Source organism: Micromonospora sp. Llam0 (genome assembly GCF_003751085.1).
Taxonomy (GTDB): domain Bacteria; phylum Actinomycetota; class Actinomycetes; order Mycobacteriales; family Micromonosporaceae; genus Micromonospora_E.
This window is the reverse complement of sequence record NZ_RJJY01000002.1, coordinates 1,963,789-1,984,075: the sequence shown is the minus strand read 5'-3', so window position 1 is coordinate 1,984,075 and position 20,287 is coordinate 1,963,789. Positions and strand designations below refer to the sequence as shown.

Annotated in this window: 17 protein-coding genes; 8 read left to right on the top strand and 9 right to left on the bottom strand. The window is 68.9% G+C overall.

The window, feature by feature from the left end:
* Nucleotides 1–30 precede the first annotated feature (30 nt).
* Nucleotides 31–1,242, top strand: coding sequence for an RNA-guided endonuclease TnpB family protein (locus EDC02_RS36275; RefSeq protein WP_123606616.1), 1,212 nt, complete (start codon nt 31–33; stop codon nt 1,240–1,242).
* Nucleotides 1,243–1,431: 189 nt separating this feature from the next.
* Nucleotides 1,432–1,620: a hypothetical protein gene (locus tag EDC02_RS36270; RefSeq protein ID WP_148083774.1), complete on the top strand. Its 189-nt coding sequence runs from the start codon at nt 1,432–1,434 to the stop codon at nt 1,618–1,620.
* A 95-nt stretch (nt 1,621–1,715) separates the two neighbouring features.
* Here the strand turns inward: EDC02_RS36270 and EDC02_RS43020 are convergent, their stop codons facing one another.
* Nucleotides 1,716–2,972, bottom strand: a complete 1,257-nt coding sequence (locus EDC02_RS43020) for a hypothetical protein (RefSeq protein WP_370461600.1) — start codon at nt 2,970–2,972, stop codon at nt 1,716–1,718.
* A 268-nt stretch (nt 2,973–3,240) separates the two neighbouring features.
* A complete protein-coding gene (locus tag EDC02_RS36255) occupies nt 3,241–4,617 on the bottom strand; it encodes an acyl-CoA synthetase (protein ID WP_123606614.1) in 1,377 nt (458 codons plus the stop codon).
* Between the two features lie 428 nt (nt 4,618–5,045).
* Here EDC02_RS36255 and EDC02_RS36250 point away from each other — a divergent pair, with 428 nt between their 5' ends.
* The 4 genes from EDC02_RS36250 to EDC02_RS36230 all read left to right on the top strand — a co-directional run bounded on the left by EDC02_RS36250 (nt 5,046) and on the right by EDC02_RS36230 (nt 9,185).
* Nucleotides 5,046–6,140, top strand: coding sequence for a hypothetical protein (locus EDC02_RS36250; RefSeq protein ID WP_123606613.1), 1,095 nt, complete (start codon nt 5,046–5,048; stop codon nt 6,138–6,140).
* A 48-nt stretch (nt 6,141–6,188) separates the two neighbouring features.
* Nucleotides 6,189–7,247 (top strand): hypothetical protein, encoded by a 1,059-nt coding sequence (locus tag EDC02_RS36240; protein ID WP_148083773.1) that lies wholly within the window; start codon nt 6,189–6,191, stop codon nt 7,245–7,247.
* Nucleotides 7,248–7,423: 176 nt separating this feature from the next.
* Complete coding sequence (locus EDC02_RS36235; RefSeq protein ID WP_199758046.1) at nt 7,424–7,750, top strand: VOC family protein; 327 nt, start codon at nt 7,424–7,426, stop codon at nt 7,748–7,750.
* A 454-nt stretch (nt 7,751–8,204) separates the two neighbouring features.
* Nucleotides 8,205–9,185 carry a serine protease gene (locus EDC02_RS36230; protein ID WP_370461627.1) on the top strand — a complete coding sequence of 327 codons (981 nt, stop codon included), beginning with the start codon at nt 8,205–8,207 and terminating at the stop codon, nt 9,183–9,185.
* 135 nt (nt 9,186–9,320) lie between these two features.
* Here the strand turns inward: EDC02_RS36230 and EDC02_RS36225 are convergent, their stop codons facing one another.
* Both EDC02_RS36225 and EDC02_RS36220 read right to left on the bottom strand, forming a co-directional pair.
* Nucleotides 9,321–12,689, bottom strand: coding sequence for a helicase HerA domain-containing protein (locus EDC02_RS36225; RefSeq protein ID WP_233606618.1), 3,369 nt, complete (start codon nt 12,687–12,689; stop codon nt 9,321–9,323).
* Nucleotides 12,686–13,378 carry a hypothetical protein gene (locus EDC02_RS36220; RefSeq protein WP_123606609.1) on the bottom strand — a complete coding sequence of 231 codons (693 nt, stop codon included), beginning with the start codon at nt 13,376–13,378 and terminating at the stop codon, nt 12,686–12,688. The genes EDC02_RS36225 and EDC02_RS36220 overlap by 4 nt, the downstream gene beginning before the upstream one ends.
* A 376-nt stretch (nt 13,379–13,754) precedes the next feature.
* Here EDC02_RS36220 and EDC02_RS36215 point away from each other — a divergent pair, with 376 nt between their 5' ends.
* Nucleotides 13,755–14,084 carry a CU044_2847 family protein gene (locus EDC02_RS36215; RefSeq protein WP_199758045.1) on the top strand — a complete coding sequence of 110 codons (330 nt, stop codon included), beginning with the start codon at nt 13,755–13,757 and terminating at the stop codon, nt 14,082–14,084.
* A gap of 17 nt (nt 14,085–14,101) precedes the next feature.
* Nucleotides 14,102–18,166: a trypsin-like peptidase domain-containing protein gene (locus EDC02_RS36210; protein WP_123606607.1), complete on the top strand. Its 4,065-nt coding sequence runs from the start codon at nt 14,102–14,104 to the stop codon at nt 18,164–18,166.
* Here EDC02_RS36210 and EDC02_RS36205 read toward each other — a convergent pair.
* The 5 genes from EDC02_RS36205 to EDC02_RS43015 form a co-directional block, all read right to left on the bottom strand.
* Nucleotides 18,156–18,554, bottom strand: a complete 399-nt coding sequence (locus tag EDC02_RS36205; protein ID WP_123606606.1) for a type II toxin-antitoxin system death-on-curing family toxin — start codon at nt 18,552–18,554, stop codon at nt 18,156–18,158. The genes EDC02_RS36210 and EDC02_RS36205 overlap by 11 nt on opposite strands.
* Nucleotides 18,551–18,754 carry a CopG family ribbon-helix-helix protein gene (locus EDC02_RS36200; protein WP_123606605.1) on the bottom strand — a complete coding sequence of 68 codons (204 nt, stop codon included), beginning with the start codon at nt 18,752–18,754 and terminating at the stop codon, nt 18,551–18,553. Before EDC02_RS36200 ends, EDC02_RS36205 begins: the two co-directional genes overlap by 4 nt.
* A gap of 120 nt (nt 18,755–18,874) precedes the next feature.
* On the bottom strand, nt 18,875–19,411 hold the full coding sequence (locus tag EDC02_RS36195) for a GNAT family N-acetyltransferase (protein WP_123606604.1): 537 nt from the start codon (nt 19,409–19,411) through the stop codon (nt 18,875–18,877).
* A 35-nt stretch (nt 19,412–19,446) separates the two neighbouring features.
* Nucleotides 19,447–20,052 carry a hypothetical protein gene (locus tag EDC02_RS36190; RefSeq protein WP_123606603.1) on the bottom strand — a complete coding sequence of 202 codons (606 nt, stop codon included), beginning with the start codon at nt 20,050–20,052 and terminating at the stop codon, nt 19,447–19,449.
* Entirely contained in the window at nt 20,045–20,284 is a 240-nt protein-coding gene (locus EDC02_RS43015) for a type II toxin-antitoxin system HicA family toxin (protein ID WP_123606602.1), read from the bottom strand. Before EDC02_RS43015 ends, EDC02_RS36190 begins: the two co-directional genes overlap by 8 nt.
* Nucleotides 20,285–20,287 lie beyond the last annotated feature (3 nt).

The following is a 20,287-nucleotide window of genomic DNA, read 5'->3' as shown; positions in this document are numbered from 1 at the left end:
GCTCACGACCGAATCGCTAGACTGTGGACTGTGTCCAGGACCGTGAAGCGGGCGTTCAGGTACCGCTTCTACCCCACCCCCGGGCAGGCCGCCGAGCTCGCCCGGACGTTCGGCTGTGTCCGGCTGGTCTACAACAAGGCGCTGGCCGCCCGCACCGAGGCGTGGACCCAACGCCGGGAACGGGTCACCTACAACGCGACGTCGGCGATGCTCACCGCGTGGAAGAAGACCGACGACCTCGCGTTCCTCAACGACGTCTCCTGCGTCCCTCTGCAGCAGGCGCTGCGGCACCTGCAGACCGCGTTCACCAACTTCTGGGCGAAACGGGCCCGGTATCCGACGTTCAAGTCGAGGAAGCGGTCGCGTCGGTCGGCGGAGTACACCGCCAGCGCGTTCCGGTGGCGCGACGGCCGGCTGACCCTGGCGAAGATGTCCGAACCGTTGGACATCGTCTGGTCCCGACCGTTGCCGGAGGGTGCGGCGCCGTCGACGGTGACCGTGTCGCAGGACCCGGCGGGCCGCTGGTTCGTCTCCCTGCTCTGCGACGACCGGATCGAACCGGCCCCGGCCACCACCGCCGTGGTGGGGGTCGACGCCGGCCTCGACAGCCTGTTCACCCTGTCCACCGGGGAGAAGATCCCCAACCCGAAGCACGAACGCCGCGACCGCGATCGGCTGGCCCGTGCCCAGCGGAACCTCGCACGCAAGGCCAAAGGTTCGGCGAACCGGGCCAAGGCCCGCCTGACGGTGGCCCGGGTTCATGCCCGGATCGCCGACCGCCGCCGCGATCACCTGCACAAGTTGACCACTCGGCTCGTTCGTGAAACCCAAACGATCGTGATCGAGGACCTGACCGTCCGCACCATGATGGCCAACCACAGTCTGGCCCGCGCCGTCTCGGATGCGGCCTGGCGGCAGTTCCGCAGCATGCTGACCTACAAGACCGACTGGTACGGCCGCGATCTGGTGGTCGTGGACCGCTGGTTCCCGTCGACCCGACTGTGCTCCGCGTGTGGCGTACTGGCCGAGCGGATGCCGTTGGCGGTCCGGTCGTGGACCTGCCGGTGCGGGCAGGCCCATGACCGGGACGTGAACGCGGCCCGCAACATTCTCGCGGAGGGGCTCTCCGTGATTGCCTGTGGAGGCGGTGTAAGACCTCACCGGGAGTCCTCCTCTCGGACAGGGCGGTCGTCGGTGAAACAGGAACCCCCTGGGGCGACCCAGGGAATCCCCGTCCCTTAGGGCGGGGAGGAAGTCAAGGTGGAGGTGGACGCAGCCTACGCGGCCGCCGGCGATGGTCCGGCGGCCGGTAACGGGGTGCTCAGATCGCGAGCCTGGTCCGCCTGAACGACACTCCGGTATCCCGTCGCGGAGACCGCCAATCCGGTGCCGTTGCCCGGCGCGGCGGTGCCTCTGCTGGACGGTGCTCCGATGCCGCCGGACAACGATCTGATGTTCACCACGGACATCGGGCAGTCCAACGCTACCCAGGCCTGCCGGCGGGTGGGCCCGGGGAACCACGTGGTGTCCGTGGTCTGGCAGGTGGTTGACCAGGCAGCGGCGAACGTACTGACCGGACTGATCGACGACTACCAGTTGACTGTCCAGCTCAGCGCCTGAGCCGTGCGGCCCGGCGACAGTCTTGGGCAGGACAGCTGTGCCCACCGCGCGGTTGAGCGCGGTGGGCACAGCTGTGCGGTACGGAGGTGTCGCGGTCAGTGATCCCGGTTCGGGTAGCGGCGACGTTGGGTCAGGTGGACGAGGATCACTCCGCCGACGATCAGCACCAGGCCGACGACCAGGAAGTTCATGGTGTTCGCGCCGGTCAGTGCCAGCGGACTGGCTGACTCGTCAGCATCCGCTTCGTTTGCCAGGTTGTCCACGGCTGGTGCATTGATTCCACCGGCGGCGGCAGTCGGGCTCGGGTCCGCGCTCGGTTCTGCGGTCGGGTCGGCTTCCTTTTCCTCTTCGGCAGCGGTCTCGGTCGGCTCCGGCGTGGGCTCGGCGTCCTGCGCAGGCGGTGCCGGATCGTCGGTGACCTCCGCCTCGGGGCTGGCCGGCGCCGGTGTCTCCTCAGCCGGTGGTTCGTCGGCTGGTGGTTCCTCAGCGGGCGGTTCTTCCGCGGGCGGCTCTTCGGCCGGTGGTTCCTCTGCCGGCGGTTCTTCCGCGGGCGGCTCTTCGGCCGGTGGTTCCTCTGCCGGTGGTTCGTCGGCTGGTGGTTCCTCAGCGGGCGGCTCTTCGGCCGGCGGTTCCTCAGCTCCGCCGGCTCGCACCTCGATACGGACGGCGTCGATCGCCGGGGTCTGGTTGGCCCGCTGCATCATCGGGATCCGGTGCGATCCATCGCCGGCCCACGATGCGCACTGGGCGATCCCCTCCTGGGGCAGCCCGGGCACCTGGATGGTGACCACATCCGGCTCGGCACCGCCGCCACCGTCCTCGGTCGCGACGAAGAACGCCGGCACCGGCTCCGGATCGAGCGCCTCGGTGGTGCTGGTCAGCATCCGGCAGGCGGTGTGGAAGTGACCGCGGGTCAGCCCGTCTCCGGTCAGCAGCGCGGACTCCACGTAGTACCCGCCCTGAGCCGCCGGCAGGAAGCGGTCCCGGACCAGATTGCGGGTGCTGACTCGCAGTTGGAACGGTTCGCCGATGCCGACCGATTCCGGCGACTCGGTGATCAGCAGCGTCGGGTTCTGCTCTGCCGCACCGACCTCGCCGAACGCCGTCGAGACGCAGCGACTGCCCACCTGGAAACCGTCGTGCGGCTCCAATGAGCTGTCGTCGCAGCCGGTGCCGAGCACCTCGAGTCCGTTGACCTGCTCGCTGGCCTTGCGATCCGTTCCAGCACTGGAGATCTGGCTGACGGCGATCAGGACCCCGAAGGCGGACAGGGTCGCGACCGCGATGACGGCGCGGCGCGCCCGTCCGCCCTTCGCGGGTCTGGCGGCGCGTCTGTGAGCCGGTTGTCCCATGTGCACACCTTCCGAATGCTCACCGTACTGGGATGTCGGTATTAGGCTCGGGCACGACGGTGCCGGCGGGGTTCACCGGGAGCGGACGACTGGTCGCCCCGGGCCATACGCACACGTTAGGGAGCGGTTCAATCAAGAATCAACTTCAGCGCCAGAAATGATGATTTCTTGAGCCGCAAGTAAAGAAAACTTATGGCACCGACCTTGAACGCTCGACATCAGCCGTTCGGCTGATGTCGATGTGGTGACTGTCGGTAGTGGTCGGATGTCACCGGCGGTCGTCGTGCAGTAGCTTCTTCTGTACCTTACCCATCGCGTTGCGCGGCAGTGCGTCCACGATGCGCACGTCACGTGGCCGCTTGTGGGCGGAGAGTTCGGTGGCCACGAAGTCGATCAGCGACTGCGGGGACACGCCCTCGGCCACAACGTACGCGACGACCCGTTGCCCGAGGTCGGCGTCGGGTGCGCCGACGACCGCCGCCTCGCGTACCGCCGGATGGGTCAGCAGCACGTTCTCCACCTCGCCGGCACCGATCCGGTAGCCACCGCTCTTGATCAGATCGGTCGAGGCGCGGCCGACGATTCGGTGCCAGCCGGCCTGGTCGATCGTCGCTACGTCGCCGGTGCGGAACCAGCCGTCCGGGGTGAAGTCGCCGCGCCCGGCGGCGCCGAGGTAGCCGTCGAACACCATCGGGCCGCGAACCTGCAGTTCGCCGATGGTTTCGCCGTCCGCCGGCAACTGCTCGCCGGCCTCACCGGCCAGCCGGGTGTGTACGCCGGCGAGCGGCGTACCTACCCAGCCGGGTCGCCGCTCGCCGTCGGCGCGACTGCTCACCGTGATCAAGGTTTCGGTCATCCCGTACCGCTCGACCGGCGCCTGACCGGTGAGCTCGGCCAAGGTGTGGAAGACCGGGGCGGGCAGGGCCGCCGAACCGGAGACGAGGAGCCGGGCGGCGCGCAACGCCCGGGCGGAGGGCCGGTCGGCGCAGATCCGGGACCAGATCGTCGGTACGCCGAAGTAGAGCGTGCCACCAGCGGCGGCGTACGCCTCAGGGGTGGGCCGGCCGGTGTGCACCAGCCGGCAGCCGACGCGCAGCGCGCCGATGACACCGAGCACCAGACCGTGTACGTGGAACAGCGGCAGGCCGTGGACCAGGGTGTCGTCCGGTGTCCACGCCCAGGCCTCGGCGAGGGCGTCGAGGTCGGCGGCGATGTTGGCGCTGGTCACCGGCACGCCCTTGGGCGCGCCGGTGGTGCCGCTGGTGTAGAGGATCAGCGCGGGGGTGTCGGGCCCGACGGCCGGATGCTGGCCTGGCCCGCCCCGGTCAATGCCGCCTCCGGCCGGCAACGTCGGGTCGGGACCGAGCAGGAGCTGGGCGCCGGAGTCGCGCAGGATGTGGCCGCGTTCGACCGGGCCGGCGTCCGGCGGTACGGGGACCAGTGTGGTGCCGGCCAGCAGGCAACCGGTGAGCGCGACGACCGTGTCGAGGCTGGCGGTGGCGTCGACCGCGACGGTGCCGGCGCCGGCGACCTGCCCGGCGACGGCGGTCGCGGCTTCAAGCAGGTCGTCGCCGGACATCGACTGGTCGCCGACGGTGACCGCCGCCGAGCGGCCGGCCAGTCGCGTGAGGCTCAGCAACGCCATCTTCCCGACTCTCCTTCTGCCGGTGGGTGGACCGGCTCCGGACCATTGTCGGCTCTGTGGTTGAGCGGTGCCGAACCACGGTGGCCCGGAGTCTGCCGGCGCTGGATCGAGCTGGCCGGCCCTCCTGCACCCAGCCGACCAAGCGATTGACCAAACGGATGACTTATGCGTAAGCGACCCGGAACCCACCGCCGCTCTGGACCTGGTGAACGAGAGCCCTGCCGGCCAGGCACGTGGATCGCGGGTCTGCTGATGGGGGCGCCGATGAATCCACCCAGGACTGCGATCCGATGCCGGTCGGCTGCCGTACTCGCCGTGGCCGCGCTCGGTCTGCTCGCCGGCTGTGGCAGCGACCCGGCCGACGACGAAGGTCAGGCCGCGCCGAAGGCGGCGCGGCGGTCGCTCGCAGCACCCTCGCCCCCGGCGCGGTGTTCGCCCAGACCTTGACCGATGAGGAGATCGTCGTCTACAGCGTCACCATCGACGGCGCGGTGACCGAGAACTGGCGGTTCACCCCCAAGGTGTACGCCGACCATCCTGTCCAGGACGTGCTGAGCAGCCTGCTGCGGCAGGAGGACTTCACCCCCGACTACCGGCAGCTGGTGGTGGTCCGCAAGGAGCGCGCCGAGCCGATCGGCTTCGAAACCCGGGTCGGGCTGCACGCACTGGACGGATCCTTCACCGACCTGTCCGGCTACGGCGAGTCCGTACCGGACAAGGCCGTGCAGTCCCAGCCGGCCGTACACCACGGCACCGGGCGGCTCTGGTACTGGCAGTACCAGAACCGGGCGACCCGACTGATGTCGGTCGGGCTGGACGGTGAGGACCGTCGCCACGAGGAGCAGATCCAGGCGAAGATGCCCCGCGCTGTCGTCGGCCAGCCGTTCTACCTCCCCGACTCGGACGTGCCGGTGCCCACCTACGAGGACGGCAAGGTGCTGGTGGTCACCCCTGATGGGACCGTCGGCGCCAAGTACGTACTGGCCGGGGCCGGTGCGCAGATCGGCGACCCGTACCAGATCGCCGATGCGCCCAAGTTCGAGTCGCCTGGCTACGAGTTGGCCTGCTGGATCGACGAGGCGACCCTGCTGGCTACCGGCCAGGACCAGATCTACCGGCTGACCATCACCGGCCAGCGGCTCGCCGAGCAGCCCATGATCGCCGAGCAGACGCCGCCCTGGCGGCGGGCGATCGACGTAGAGGTGGCGACGGCCGACGGCGATCCGGTGCTGGTCGGGCCGGCCTACGGTTACGACCACCGGGTGACGACCGGGTCGGCGCAGCTGCTCGGCTGGAGTGTCGGCGAGGTGGCGCTCGCCCCGGGCGAGTACCGGGTGGCGCTGGCCGACGTCGAGCGGTACGCCGGTGACGGCGTCGCCGGGTTCGCCGTCGGCCCGCTGCCGCCCGAGCCGGATGGTCGGGCCGCCGCCGCAGGGTTGGTCGGCCCGGCTGCCGGACTGCTGGTCTGCCTCGTAACCCTGATCCTCCGGCAGCGGGCGACCAGCCGGGCAGCCCGACCGTGACCGTGAGGCCGTGACCGTGAGTGACCAGACCGGTAGGGGGTGACGTCGATGGATCCGGACAAGCCGCTTCAGGCGTTGAGTGAGTCCGAGCTCAGCAGCGCCCGGTGGGGTGGGCGGGCCGGTGCTGAGCAGGAGACGTACCGGCGCGAGCAGGAACGCCAGCGGCATGAAGATGCACGGCGGCTGGAGGAGCGACAACGGTCCAGCGGCACGCGCCGGCTGGGTGCCGGCCCGGCCAGCGGGGTCGGCATCGGCTGGCTGTGGGGCGGCGGTCCTGCTGGTGCCGGTGGTCTGCTACGTCACCGAGGTGACCGCCACCGCCGACCTTGTCCGGCTGCCGTCATGACGAGCGCCGTACTGAATCTTGTCAACCGGGTACGCCTACCGTTGCGCGGGCTGCTCACCGCCGGATCAGCGGCCGGCGGTGGACTGCTGCTGGTGCTCGGGTCGGTGCTGCCCTGGGTCGCCGGTCCGGACGCCAGCGCGGTCACCTACGGCGCGGTGGAGACCGCCGCTGGCGGGTCGGCGCTGGGTTCGCGGGCCGGACTCTCCGGCGGGGACGCGTTCGTGGCCCTGCTGGCCGGGGCGGGCGTGCTGGCCCTCGCCTGGGCAATGCTGAACCACGCCGAGATCGGCGATGTCGCCGGACCGGACGGTGCCCGCTTGGACATCGGCCCGGGTGTCGGCGTCTACGTCGCGCTGTTCGGGGCGTTGCTCGTCCTCGTCGCGGCCGGGACGGCACCCCGCGACGTCGAGCACGACCTGCGGGTACTGGCCCGCCGTGCCGAGCGGCTGGCTCAGCGGGGTCTGGGCTTCGAGGCGATCGAGAAGCAGCTGCTGCTGCGGGCCCGTCGCCATCCGGGCTGGCAGGATCCGCAGATCACCTTCGAGGTGCTGTTCCTGGCCCGGCTGTACCTGGCGGTCGGGCACGTGGACCGGGCGGTCCAGTTGGTGCACGACGTGATGGGTGACGCGCAGCGCCGGTTTGCCGACGACGAGGAGGGCCAGGCGGCGGCAACGGCGGAGGCGTCGGAACTCATCGGGGAGGCGAACGCCCAGCTCGCCGCCGTGCAACAGCTCGCCCACCCGTGGCAGTCTGGTCGGTGATCGGGACCGGTTCGTCGAAGCGGGGAGGCAGCAGGTGCGGCAGCAGGTTCACTTCGTCACCGTGGCCACCGCCGACCTGGCCGCCGCACGGCGCTTCTACCGCGACGGGCTGGGCTGGCGTCCGACGCTCGACGTACCCGGGCGAGATCATCTTCTTTCAGATCGGGCCGGGCCTGATGCTCGGCCTGTTCGACGCGGACGCCTTCGGTCGCGACATCGACCCGGCTGCGGCGGTGGTGACCCGGCCGGGCGGGTTCACGCTGGCGCACAACGTGCCGACGCCGGACGACGTCGACCGGGTGCTCGCCGAGGCGCGGGCGGCCGGCGGGACGGTCCTCAAACCGGGCCAGCGGGCCGACTTCGGCGGTTACCACGGGCACTTCGCCGACCCGAACGGCACGGTCTGGGAGGTCGCTTGCAACCCGGGCTGGCGGGTCGAGCCGGATGGCACCGTCGTGCTCGGCCCGGTCGCCCCGGACCGCCCGGTTGACCAGATCAACTAGATCGACCAGATCAGCTAGCTAGATCGGCCAGGCCGACCAGGTCGGCCAGGTTCGTTCGTGCCTTCCGTTGTCGACAGGCTCTTTTCTGACTGCTACCGGTCAGTTCTGAAACATGCCGTCGGACTCCTGCCACAAATGTTCGTCGCTGCGTCCGGAAACTCACATGGCTTGTATTTCGGACGTATTTCGCGATGCTTTGGGATAAACGCGACATGAAATCCCTTCTCCTCCGTGGTATTTCCCGCTCTCGTGGCGTCGAAGCGGTTCGGGAGATTTGGATCCAATGATTCTGATGGCCATCCATGCAGTTCAAGCGGCAGGTTTCGCGAGTGTCCGTGATCAGTCTCTTTTCTTCCGTTGTGATCAATAGAGATATGCCCATACGCTGCTAGCGCCCAGATGGGGTACCAAGACAAGGGAGGGTCTCTTGAAATCCACACTGCGCTGGTCGGCGATGGCCGGCCTGGCACTCGCGCTGGTGGTGACCGGCGCGCCGGCCGCCCAGGCGGAGTCGGCGCCGTTCAAGTCGGACGGCAACACGAGTGCCGTCGCCCGCACCCTCGACGGCCGGGCGATCACCAACGCGAAGATCGCGAAGGAGGTCACCGACTACTGGACCGAGGAGCGGATGGCGTCGGCCGTTGACCTGACCTTCGCAAGGTCGGCGAAGGGCACCGAGTCGACGGAGCGGGTCGCCAAGCCCAACGGGCCGGCGGGCGCGGTGGCGCCGGTCGCCCCGAGCATCGACACCGGCGGCGATGTCGGGATGCTGCTCAACGAGTCGCAGGCCGTCGGCAAGGTCTACTTCACCACCCCCACCGGCAGCCGGGCTTCCTGCTCGGCGAGCACCGTCGCCAGCGGCAAGCGTCGACTGGTGGTGACCGCCGGTCACTGCGTGCACCAGGGCTCCGGTGGGCAGTGGTACAGCAACTGGCAGTTTGTCCCGCGGTACCGCAACGGCTCGCGGCCGTACGGCACCTTCGTGGCGTACAGCCTCACCGCCCGTACCGCCTGGGTGAACAGCAGCAGCTTCGCCGAGGACATGGGCATCGCCATCATGAACAACGGCGGCTCCTACGGCCTGAAGGTCGTCGAGACGGTCGGCGGCCACGGACTGCGCTGGAACTACGGCTACAGCGTCTCGGTCACCGCCCTCGGCTACCCGTCCAACCTGGGCGGCGGCGAGAGCCAGTACTTCTGCCAGGGCACCACGTGGAACGCCGGTGGCCAGCAGATCCGGATGTACTGCAACATGACGTACGGTTCCAGCGGCGGACCCTGGCTGCAGGAATACAACGACTCGACCGGCTACGGGTACATCAACAGCGTGGTCAGCCACGGTGACAACCCGGGCAACGGTCAATTCGACGGCCCGTACTTCGACAACGACATCAAGAGCCTGTACGACTACGCCGAAGGCCTCTCTCCGGCCTGATCCGACCCGTCCAACTGATCCGTCCCGAACAAAGGTGGCCTCGGCCGATATGGCCGGGGCTACCCCCGCTCCCGGCGGGCTGGACGCTGTCAATTCGCTGATTGGCGTGGCGTGTCTCGCGCCGCGAACAGACGGTCATTCGCGGACAGCGGCTCGTTGAACGACCTCCTCAGTTGTCAGCGGGCTGCGTGGGTGGTGGCTCAGGCACATCGGTGCCTGGAGCTTGACGAACCGCGCGCCCTCCACCGCCGCGTAGAACTGTCCGGTGCGCATCCTGCCGACGTCAGCGATGTCGGCGCCCTTGGCCCGTGCGACGTCGCGGGCCGCCTCGATCTGCACCGGTGCCGTCAACAGGCCGAAGAACTGAGTGGCAGCGTTGCCGGGGATCTGATTGTGCAACGCCTTCGGGGCCTGGGTCGCGAAAACCAGGCCGAGTCCGTACTTGCGGGCCTGCGACGTCAACGCGAGGGTGCTCTGGGTGCAGGCGGTGACTGAGCCGGACGGTGCGAGGGTCTGGGCCTCGTCCATCACCAACAGCCCACCGAGTGGCCGGTCGCCGGCCGGATTTCGCTTGATCCAGGTGAACAGGGCGAGCTGCAACTGGTTGACGAAGCTCTGCCGCTGCTGGTCGTGCGGCAGTCCGACGAAGCTGATCACCGAGACGCGTGCACGTCGTCCCGGCGGCGGCGTGAGCAAGGTGCTCGGATCGACAGGAGTGCCGTCACCGCCGAACAGCGGATCGTCGATCAACGCGGCCTTCAGTAGTTGTGCCATGCCTGCTGCGAGCTTCGGTGCGCTGTCGAGCTGGCTGACCCCGTCCGGCAGTTCGTTCAACAGATCGGTGAACTCCCGCAGGTCGCTGCCGCCGGTTCGGGCGTACCCGGTCAGCGCCTCGCGCAGCACGGCTCGTCCGAGCCTCGCCTTGTCGGTACCGCCGTCTACCCGGGCATGTGGTGCGAGCGTGGCGACGGCTGAGTCCACGGCGGCGCGGAACCCGTCGGGATCGTCGAGCACGTCACGGAAGTTCGGCAGCGGTCGAAAACTCAGCGGGCGGCCGGCACGACGCCCCGGCGTCCAGACGACCACGTCGGTACCGGCCAAGTAGGCAGCAGCTCGATCCGGATCCGCAGGGCCCCAGCCGGTCGGCTGCTCCGGCCAGGCATCGCCGAGTCGGGCGAGATCGTTGTTCGGGTCCAGCACGATCGCGGACACGCCACGCAGTGCGCACTCCTCGACAAGCCGGCGGATCAGCACTGTCTTCCCGGATCCCGAGCCCGCGAAGATCACCGTGTGCCGGCGAAGTGACTCCAGACCCATCCGGACCGGGTCCGGCCGTCCGGCGACGGAACCGACCACCAACTCGTACGGGTCTATCCCGGCCAGCACCTGAGCCTGCTCAGGCGCTGGCAGCGCCACCGGCTGCTCGGAGGGTCCACCTCGACCAGCGGACGAGTTCTCGCTGGCCGCCGGCATCACCGATACGGAGGCCCGGCCGACCGCGCGCACCGGCGGGCCGACCGGTTGCATGGCCGGATCGGGCTCGGTTGGTGCCGTCGTGTCGTGACTGTCAGCATCGCTGTCCCTGCCGGCGTCGGCACCGCCATCGAGCGCGTCGCGCAGGGCAGCGATAGCGGAGGCCGGCTGCCGGGTGGCGAACCATGGCCGCAGCCGTTCCAACCCGTACTGCTGGATCAGCCGTTCCAGCGCGGCAAGGCGCCTGATGTCCGCTGTGGGGAAGGGAAGCGTCCGCCCGCCAGCTCTGGTGAACGCGTCGAGCAGTTCACGCGTACGCGCACCGGCGGACCAGCCCGCGCTGCGGAGCAGGAAGAGTCGCCGCTTGGTGACCCCTTCGGTCAACCCGGCGGTGGTCATGGCGTTGCGGATCCGGTTGAGCGCCGCGATGTGGTGCGGGGCGCAGACGGCCCGGAACGACCAGTGCTCTTCGTCCTCGGTCTCGTCGTCGAGCGTCCGCCGCAACCGGGCGTGCAGGGCCGGCTTGCCGCTGAACGGCAGCGGGTCGAGGCTGAACTCATCGGCCGATCCGCCCTGGGCGGCGATCCACGCGGTCAACCCGGCCTGTAGCAGCGCCGGCACCCTCAGGTCCTCGCTGGACTGCTGCACCGCGCTTACGGTCTCGGCTGACTCGATCAACTCGGCGTAGCTGATGTCGATCTTGGCGAGCTCGTCGGACTCGGCCGGCACCGGCTGCGTGTCCTCCTGCACCTCGGACTTGTCGGACCGATCGGGTGTGGGAACGGCATCGGACCTCGTGGCCGGGCCGTTGTTTCCGGATTGCGCATGCAGCAGGTGGGTGAGCTCGCGCACTTGCCCGTCGCCCAGGCAGGAGCGCACGTGGGTGTCGATCCGACGGAGCAGTTCGCGCGGCGTGAACTGGACGACCTCAGTGAAGGCTGACGGGTGGATCGGCCACGTCGGGTACGGCGGGGTGAAGCCCAGCTCGTCGAAGACCAGGCCGAACCGCTTCTCCACCAGCTCGCGGCCGATCTCCGGCGACGGGATCTCCTTGAGCCGCACCGCCTCCCGGAACCGGTCCTGCACGGTGTCGGTGGCCTGCACCTTGATGCTCTGCCAGGTCTGTGGCAGGCAGGCGACGATCGACAATGAGCGGCGGGTGTTCTCCCGGAGCGACATCAGCCCGCTGGCGATCTGCTCAAGCAGCAATGATGTCTGCCAGTCGACCTCGCCGCGTACCTCGCGACTGGTGGACTTGACCGACTGCGCGACCATCAGGTCGATCTGGTCGAGCGCGATCACGGTAGGCCCGACCAGGGCGAGCAGCCGGGACGCGTCGCGGACGATTTCCTGCGGTGCTCGCTTGCTACGTCGGATGCCCCAGGCGGCCAGCGCTCCCGGGCTTTCCTCGTCGCTGGATGACAGGAAATCGTGGCCGAGGTCCTGGGCCGTGCCGTCGTCGCTGGCGTACAGCACCAGTGCCCGAGCAGTGTCCTGGCATTCGGTGCCGATCTGGCGATTGGTCTTGCGTACCTGGTCCACGAGGGCATCGAGGGCGTGCCGGGTCAGCTCGGTGTCGCCGGTGATCGACCGACGGACGGCCCGCGGCGCGTCGACCTCGTCGGCCAGTCTGCGCAGGAAGGTGCGCAGCTGAGAGGTCCCGTCCGGTGCCGGTCGGACGAAATCCTCCAGCAGGGACAGCGAGGTGCTCCGCCAGAACGCGCTGGCCTCCAGGAGCTTGACAAGAAAGAAGAAGCCACCGGCGGTCTGTACCCGTTGACGCACCGCGCCGAGCAGGTGCGTCTTGCCGGTGCCGCGTTGCCCCAGGATCGCCAGACCCACCGGGCTGGAGTCGACGCTGTGATCCGCCTCGGCGACGCCCTCCATCACCATTTCGATGATCTGGTGATGCAGTCCTTCGACGTGGAACGGGATCGGCTTCCAGACATCGTCCGGGGTCGGTGCCCAGTTGAATCGTAGTGCGGCCAGCGCCCGCCGCTGCTCATCGGTCATCCCGGTGGGACCGGTCATGAGGGCGAGATCGAAATCAGATGCCGGAGCTGATTGCCGATGCTGACGGCGGCGTCGCGCTCCTGCGTTCTGAGTACCTTCTGGTTGGATTCCGGCACGATCTGCACGTCGGGGTCCTGGTTGAGCTTGATCAGCGCGGCGTCGAGATCGTCGCGAGACAGATCGGCGAGCGCGGCCCGCAGCGCGGCCAGCATGACGTAGTCGCCGGGCTGGTCGATCAGCTCCTGGTACGCCCGCCGGATCCGCGTGGCCACGTCGACCTGGCTCGCTCCGCTGCCGTTGGCCGTCGTCGCGGCCGGCTCTGCCGGGTCGATGGTGGAAGCGATCTCGTTGGGCTTGAACTGCATCCGGAACAGGTCGTCGGCGGGCACGCCCGAGTGGTCGATCAGCCGACGAACGAAGTCGAGCACCGTGTAGAGCGTCGCACCGGCGGTGCCGGCACCCTTCGGTGGCTCGTCCTTGCTCAACTCCGCCTTGGCTGCCTGCCACCCGTTGTCGGTCAGGTGCAGGGTGATCGGCTTCTCCGTCACCTCGATCAGCCCAAGGGTTTCCAGGGTGCGGCGATGGGTCGCCTTGAGCCCGGTGACGCCCGCGACGTTGATCAGGTAGCTCTGCTGCAGCGGAGCGGCCTTGACCATCAGGTTGATGAGTACGCACCGCTCGACGAGGGTGAGTTCCTTCTCCGACATGCGGTGCTCCTCAAGGGGCGTGAGCGGTCGCATCGACATGGCGATGATCAATAGCTCGGGGTGGCCGGGAAGATGAGGTGCCGGGCCGGGGGTGGCCTGGGCACTGGCCGATTCTGCCGATACCGCCGGATCGGCGCAAGGTTCGTCCGTACGGTGCAGATAGCTGACACTCCGCTATGAGTGGATCTTCAATGTCGCAGGGCAGGAGGTCGCCTGAAACACCTGTTCGCAGGGGTCGGAAGGTGATCATGAATAGAACCGTTGCCAAATCTCGTCGGTGAGAGGCAGCATGGCTGGTCGGTGCAACCCGGGTGGCGGTCCGCAAAGCGCGGGCTGCGGTCTTATGCCCGTTTCTGTCGGGCAGCGGAGGTGTGCGGTGCAGTCCGAAGTGGTCCGCTACCAGGTCGACGACAAGACGGTAGCGATGGTCGAGATCGATCCGCCGGTTGGTTTTCAGCCGGCCGGGGTCGGCGACGTCGTTGGCTGGGTACGGGAGTCCGCTGCTCCTGCCATCGCCGCCGCCAGTGTGTTGTTGGACCAGGTCAAGGCTGTCTCCCCGGATGCCGTCGAGGTGAAGTTCGGCATCAAGGCGACCGGAACGGCCAACTGGGTGGTCGCCAAGGCGGCGGCTGAAGGAAATTTCGAGGTCACCCTCGGCTGGTATCCGGGTGGGGCGCCGGACGCCGGCACCACGATGCGGCGCTGACCGGGACGGAGCGGCTGGTGACCGCAGGACCCGACGACTGCTCCTGGCTGGTCGCCCTGCACCGCGGGCAGCAACAGGACACCCCCGTCGGCACCGGCATCGTTGTGGAGAGCAACCTGGTGCTGACCTGCCACCATGTCGTGTTCGGCAACGACGGGCAGCTGCACGACGACCTCTGGATCTCGTTTCCACTGGCCGAGAAGGTCACCTGGTTCGACCGCCGCCGGATCGGCGGCTGCCCGCACGACGGGATGCGGGACGCCAAGGTCGACCTGGTAATGCTTGAACTCGTGGAGCCGGTGCCGGCCTCGGTGACTCCGGCCCGACTTCGTTGTCTGCCCGCCAAGCCACTGGCTGGAACTCCATACTGGACGTACGGATTCCCGACGTACGTGGTCGGCGGCTGCCATGCCGAAGGTAGTGTCGGCCAGCCCGGTGGGTGGGGCCGCGTCATGATCCACACCTCGCCGGCCACCCAGCTGAGCAAAGGGTTCAGCGGCGGTGCGGTCTGGTCATCCGAGTACCAGGCGGTGGTCGGCGTCGTCGTCACCGCCGATGCCCAGGGCGGCGGTCAGGCCGTGACCCTGCACTACGCCGACCAGCAACTACCGGACATGAAGCTGGCGACCTTGTCCGCCTGGCGGGCCGCCGACGCGGACGACGCCGCCCTCGCCGCCTGGGGATGGGCCCTGGCCACCGACGGCGAGGCTGGCCGGCACTGGCTGCCCAGGGCGCGTGGGGTCGCGGTCGACACCGAAGGCGGCGCGCGGTTCCGCGGCCGGGCCGCCGCTCTGCACCGCATCGTCGACTGGATCGACAGCGCCGAACCGGTCAGCCGGCCGTTGATCGTCACCGGGTCGCCGGGGGTCGGCAAGTCGGCCGTACTCGGGCGGATCGTCACCACCGCCGACCAGCAGATCAGCGGGGAGCTGGCCGACACCGACGTGGCCGTCCGAGCTCCGGTCGGTGCGGTCTCCTGCGCGGTGCATGTCAAGGGCAAGACAGCCCTCGAAGTCGCCGCCGAGATCGCCCGTGCCGTCGCCGTCGAGCTGCCCGGCGTACCGGCTGATCTGATGCCTGCGGTGCGCGATCAGCTGAACCACCGGCGGACCAGGTTCACCCTGGTCCTCGACGCCCTCGACGAGGCGACCGACCCGGCGCAGGCGCGCATGGTCATCGACGACATCCTGATGCCCCTGGCCCGTGACTGTGGCCCTCGGGGTCTGCGGATCGTGATCGGCACCCGGCGTTCTGACGACCACGGTGACCTGATCAGCCGCTTCGGCGGTAACGCGGAACTCGTCGACCTGGACGCGCCCGAGTACTTCGCCGAATCCGACCTGGCCGACTACGCCCAGGCGACGCTGCAACTGATCGGCGCCGAACGACCAGGAAACCCGTACGCCGATCCGGCCGTCGCCGCGCCGCTCGCCCGCCGCATCGCCGCTCTCGCCAAGGGAAACTTTCTGGTCGCTGGCCTGGTCGCCCGCGCTCACGCACTGCGCGACAACATCGCGATCGACCCGGACGAGGTGTCGTTCACCGCTACCGTGGCGCACGCCCTGGACACCTACCTGGCCGGGCTGCCGACCGCCGGCCGGACATCGGCCCGGCTGGCGTTGACCGCCCTGGCGTACGCCGAGACGCCAGGACTGCCGCTGCCGTTGTGGCAGACCGCGATCGAAGCCCTCGGCGGGGCGGTCACCGAACCGGAACTCGCCGACTTCGCGCGAACCTCGGCGGCGAACTTCCTCGTCGAGACCGGCGGCGGCGCTCAGCCCGTGTACCGGCTGTTCCACCAGGCGCTCAACGACGCGCTGCTGGCCGATCGGGACGCGCAGGCGGCGCGGCGTGACGACCACGCCCGGCTGCTCGCGAGCTGGACCGCCGCCGCGCGAGCCACCGGATGGGCCACGGCTCCCGACTACCTGCTGCGGTCGCTACCGCAGCACGCGTCCCGCGCCGGCGCCGTCGACGACCTACTCACCGACAACGACTATCTGCTGCATGCCCACCTGGACCGGTTACTCACGGTGGCGGACGCGGCCCAGACGCCGCTCGCGGTTGCCCGCGCCCGGCTCCTGCAACGGACCCCGCTGGCGGTGGCAGCCGCGCCGGCTGAGCGGGCCGCGTTGTTCTCCGTCGTCGACCGGCTCGATGGCCTGGACAACGGGATCACGGCGGCGGCCGCCCCGTACCGGGCAGGCTGGGCGCACACCCCGCCCCGGCAGGAACGCAGCATCCTCGACGGACACTCGCAGGCCGTCTACGACGTCGCGGCGATCGTCATCGACGGGCGTCGGCTGCTCGCCTCGGCCGGCGACGACGGCACTGTGCGGCTCTGGGACCCGCTGACCAACCAGGCCGAGCAGACCTTCACCGGCCACGACGACACGATCCACGGGGTGTGCGCGGTGCGTCTCGCTACAGGCGAGGTGCTGCTCGCCACGGCGAGTCACGACGGCACCATCGGACTGTGGGATCCACGTGCCGGGCACCGCCGGCACGAACTGCGTGGCCACGGCGACTGGGTACGCAACATCTGCGCGATCCCAATGCCCGACGGCGACCTGCTCGCCTCCGCCGGTGACGACCGGACGGTGCGGTTGTGGGATCCGGCCACCGGCAGACCATGCCATGTGCTGAGCAGTCACACCGGTTGGGTGACGGCGGTGACCCACGTGCCCGTCGGGGACCGACAGTTGCTCGCCTCCACCGGCTACGACGGCACGGTGCGGCTGTGGGACCCGGCAACCGGCGAACCGATCGGCGTCCTCACCGGCCACCTCGGCTGGGTCAACACCCTGTACGCCGTTCGTACCCCCGGCCGTACGCTGCTCGCCTCGGCCGGCTACGACGGCACAGTGCGGATCTGGGATCCACTGACCGGGGCATGCGTCCAGGTCCTGCAAACCGGGGGTCCGCTGACTGATCTGTGCACAGTTGACACCAATGATGGCTGCCTGCTGGTAACGACCGGTGAGGACGGGCTGATCCGGATGTGGGAGGTGCCGACCGGCGCCCCGCAGCAGACCTGGATTCCCCGACCGAGCTTGCGTGGGCATGCCAGCTGGATCCGAGCGGTCTGCGAGCTGCCGACGGCGAAGAACCGGATGCTCGCCACCGCCGGCGACGACGGCACCGTTCGGCTGTGGGACCCGGGCGGCGGACCGCCTGGGGCGGTCGCCGAGCGCGACCGGATCGGGGCGGTGACCGCAGTGTGCCCGGTGCCGGGCGCCGAGGGCCGGCTGGTCGCATCCGCCGGATTGGACGGGCAGGTACGGATCTGGGATGCGGTCACCGGTGCCCAACTGCGCGAGTTCCGGGCGTCGGACGGCCCGGTCAATGCGCTGTGTGTCGTACCCGACGAGGAGGAACCGCGCATCCTGACCGCTGGCGATGATCGAGCCGTCAAGCTGTGGGACGCGCGGGACGGGACACTACAGGGGGAGATGAACGGCCACTACGAGCGCGTCGCCGCCGTCTGCCCGGTGCAGCACGACGCGGAGCTGTTGGTGGCCTCTGCCGGCGACGACCAGACTGTCCGGCTGTGGCGTCCGTACTCGGGCGACGTGCGCGGGGTGTTACTCGGGCACGTGACCCTGGCCTGGGTGACGACGCTGGCCACGGTCGCCGGGCCTGCCGGCGAGCTGCTCGCCTCCGCAGACAAGAGCGGCACCATCATGCTCTGGGACACCGACGGCACGCAGCTCTGGACGCAGCAGGGGCATCAGGACGCGGTGAACGCACTCTGCGGGCTCGTGGTCGCCGACCGTCCGGCGCTGGCATCGGCCAGCGCGGACCACACGATCCGGTTGTGGGACGCCGAGCGGGGGCAGCCGATCCACTGGCTGACCGGGCACACGGGGCCGGTGACCGGGCTGAGCCTGGTCCGGGTGGGTGGGCGTGACCTGCTCGCCTCGACCAGCCACGACCGCACCGTCCGGGTCTGGGACCCACCGACCGCTCGCGCGGTACGCACGATCCCCGTGCTCCATCCAGCGCTGGCCTGCTGCACTGTCGACGACACGCTACTGATCGGGCTGGACCAGGGCCTGCTGGCGCTCACGATCACGAGCTGAGTTCATCGAGGACCCCGAGCCGTCGCAGCTCCGCTGCGATCGCGTCGACCTCGTGCAGGCTGCCGTCGGCGACTGCGAGCATGAACGCCTCAGCGCGGTCGACGTCGACGTCCGGGATCGTCGCACCGGTGTTGATGTTGATGAAGACCAGCGCGGCGGCCCAGGCAAGGCGTTTGTTGCCGTCGACGAGTGCGTGGTTGCCGCAGATCGAGTGCAGCAGGCTGGCCGCTTTGCCCGCGAGGTCGGGGTAGGCCTCCTGCCCGAAGACGATCGTGCTCGGTCGGGCGGCGGCGGAGGCGAGCAGCCCGTAGTCGCGGACCTTGGCTGGCGTACCGAAGACGATCGAGCCGATCTCCAGCAGGTCTTCGACGTCGAGATAGACGGTCACTGGGCCAGTCGGTCGAGCAGCTCACGGTGGCGCTCGGCCACATCTGCGGCCAACCCACGCACCTTGGACCGCTTGCTGTGCCTCGCGACGTACTCCTCGATCGCGACGACGATGGTGGCGTTGGCCGACCGGTGCTCGGTCTCAGCGATCTGCTTGAGCTGCGCGTGCAGATCGTCCGGCAGGTTGACTGTGGTAACCATAGGAAAATCATACGACATCCAAGTGCCATCCGTGCCCGCAGCCGGTTCGCACCTTTGTCGAGGTGACGCTGAGATACCTCACGCGTCCGTTTTAGGGTGCGTGGGCGTCACCTCGATGGGCTACGGGCGGATGAGGACGTCGTAGGTGGGGGAGTTCTCCCAGTTGGGGCGAAGCTGGGCGACGGTGCGCCAGCCCCAGGAGGCGTACGCGGCCTGCGCCGGGGCGTTCTTCGGGTCGGCAAGCAGGGTGGCTCGGGACTCGGCGCGGTTGCCGAGCAAGGCGTCGTGCAGCGCGCGGGCGATGCCCTGTCGCCGCCAGGATTCGCGGACCATGAGTTCGCTGATCGCGAAGGTGCGCTGCCCGTCCTCCTCGGTGAAGCCGTCCGGTACGGGCGTGAGCAGCCCGGCCCACCAGCGGTCCGACGACAGCGGGAAGCCGTACGCGTAGCCGACGAGTTCGTTGCCGACTGTGCCGGTGACGAGCTTCCAGCCGGGCAGCGTCATGTGCCCGTTGATCTGCCGGCGGTAGCGGTCCTCGCCGTGGAACGCGTCGGCCGGCTCGTCGTAGATCTCGACGTAGACGGCGACCAGCTCTTCAAGGATTGCCTTCGCCTGGTCGGCGTCGTAGACGTCGAGCTTGAGACCGTCGACCGCCATCAAGTCGCCTTCCTTCGAGTCCAGTCTCTAGTGGGCTAGGCCGCGAGAACCGCCAGCGGGTGGCTGTTGGTCCGCTGCCCCATGATCTCGCCGATGGTCGTGCTCTCCGAGATTCCCAGATCGACGAGAGAACGCGCGTCTTCGTCGAGTTCTTCGCTGTTGGTGAAGTGGAAGGTCCAGATGAAATTGTCTGCCACGCTGCAGACAATTACCGCAGCGTCCCCGGAGGGGTGGAGTTGCGCCGCCAGCTCGCCGAGCGTGTCGGAAGCGACCGCGCTGATGAAAAGAACTTCGCCCGTTCGGGTGCGGGGCGAGCTAAGGAGGTCGTACCGCTGCCGCTCATCCGTCAGTGCTGCCCGGAGACGGTTGGCAGTCGCCGCACGGTCCTTGTGACAAGGATCCTGAGCCACTCGAATGACGTAGTCGGTATCGGTTGATTCGTAGATCTCCTCAACGTGGATCCGGAGGTGCGCAGGCAAATCGACTCCGGCAAAGCGGAGGATTTCGGGTAGATCCTCGCGAAGTTGTAGAAAACTGTCGCGACCGCCCGCCAGCCCGGGGATCTGAGGGCTGTAGATGGCCCAGTCTTCCTCGTCGGTCTGTGGAGAAACCACAATCAGGTCGAGAACGGTCTCAGGCATCCTTCAACACCTCTCTCGCCTCGTCCAGTGACAGCCCTGCCTGCTGTACCAGGATGACTCTAACAGCCCGCGGAGACACGGTTGATCTGTCGTGGAAGGCGAACGTTATCGGGGGGCGACGATCACAAACGAGGCGGCGGTGCGAGCCCGTCTGTCGTTGGACTTCGTATCCAAGGTTGATCAAGATCCGCAGCAATGCACGCGCCTTAAGCGAAGGCCATTCACTTCCCATGGA

Excerpts from the sequence above, each read along its gene's own strand:
- EDC02_RS36235 (WP_199758046.1), top strand. The coding sequence starts at position 7,424 with ATGCTCGGCCTGTTCGACGCGGACGCCTTCGGTCGCGACATCGACCCG.
- EDC02_RS36195 (WP_123606604.1), bottom strand. The coding sequence starts at position 19,411 with ATGGCGGTCGACGGTCTCAAGCTCGACGTCTACGACGCCGACCAGGCG.
- EDC02_RS43015 (WP_123606602.1), bottom strand. The coding sequence starts at position 20,284 with ATGGGAAGTGAATGGCCTTCGCTTAAGGCGCGTGCATTGCTGCGGATC.
- EDC02_RS36230 (WP_370461627.1), top strand. The coding sequence starts at position 8,205 with ATGGCCGGCCTGGCACTCGCGCTGGTGGTGACCGGCGCGCCGGCCGCC.
- EDC02_RS43020 (WP_370461600.1), bottom strand. The coding sequence starts at position 2,972 with ATGGGACAACCGGCTCACAGACGCGCCGCCAGACCCGCGAAGGGCGGA.
- EDC02_RS36225 (WP_233606618.1), bottom strand. The coding sequence starts at position 12,689 with ATGACCGGTCCCACCGGGATGACCGATGAGCAGCGGCGGGCGCTGGCC.
- EDC02_RS36190 (WP_123606603.1), bottom strand. The coding sequence starts at position 20,052 with ATGCCTGAGACCGTTCTCGACCTGATTGTGGTTTCTCCACAGACCGAC.
- EDC02_RS36220 (WP_123606609.1), bottom strand. The coding sequence starts at position 13,378 with ATGTCGGAGAAGGAACTCACCCTCGTCGAGCGGTGCGTACTCATCAAC.
- EDC02_RS36200 (WP_123606605.1), bottom strand. The coding sequence starts at position 18,754 with ATGGTTACCACAGTCAACCTGCCGGACGATCTGCACGCGCAGCTCAAG.
- EDC02_RS36240 (WP_148083773.1), top strand. The coding sequence starts at position 6,189 with ATGGATCCGGACAAGCCGCTTCAGGCGTTGAGTGAGTCCGAGCTCAGC.
- EDC02_RS36255 (WP_123606614.1), bottom strand. The coding sequence starts at position 4,617 with ATGGCGTTGCTGAGCCTCACGCGACTGGCCGGCCGCTCGGCGGCGGTC.
- EDC02_RS36270 (WP_148083774.1), top strand. The coding sequence starts at position 1,432 with ATGCCGCCGGACAACGATCTGATGTTCACCACGGACATCGGGCAGTCC.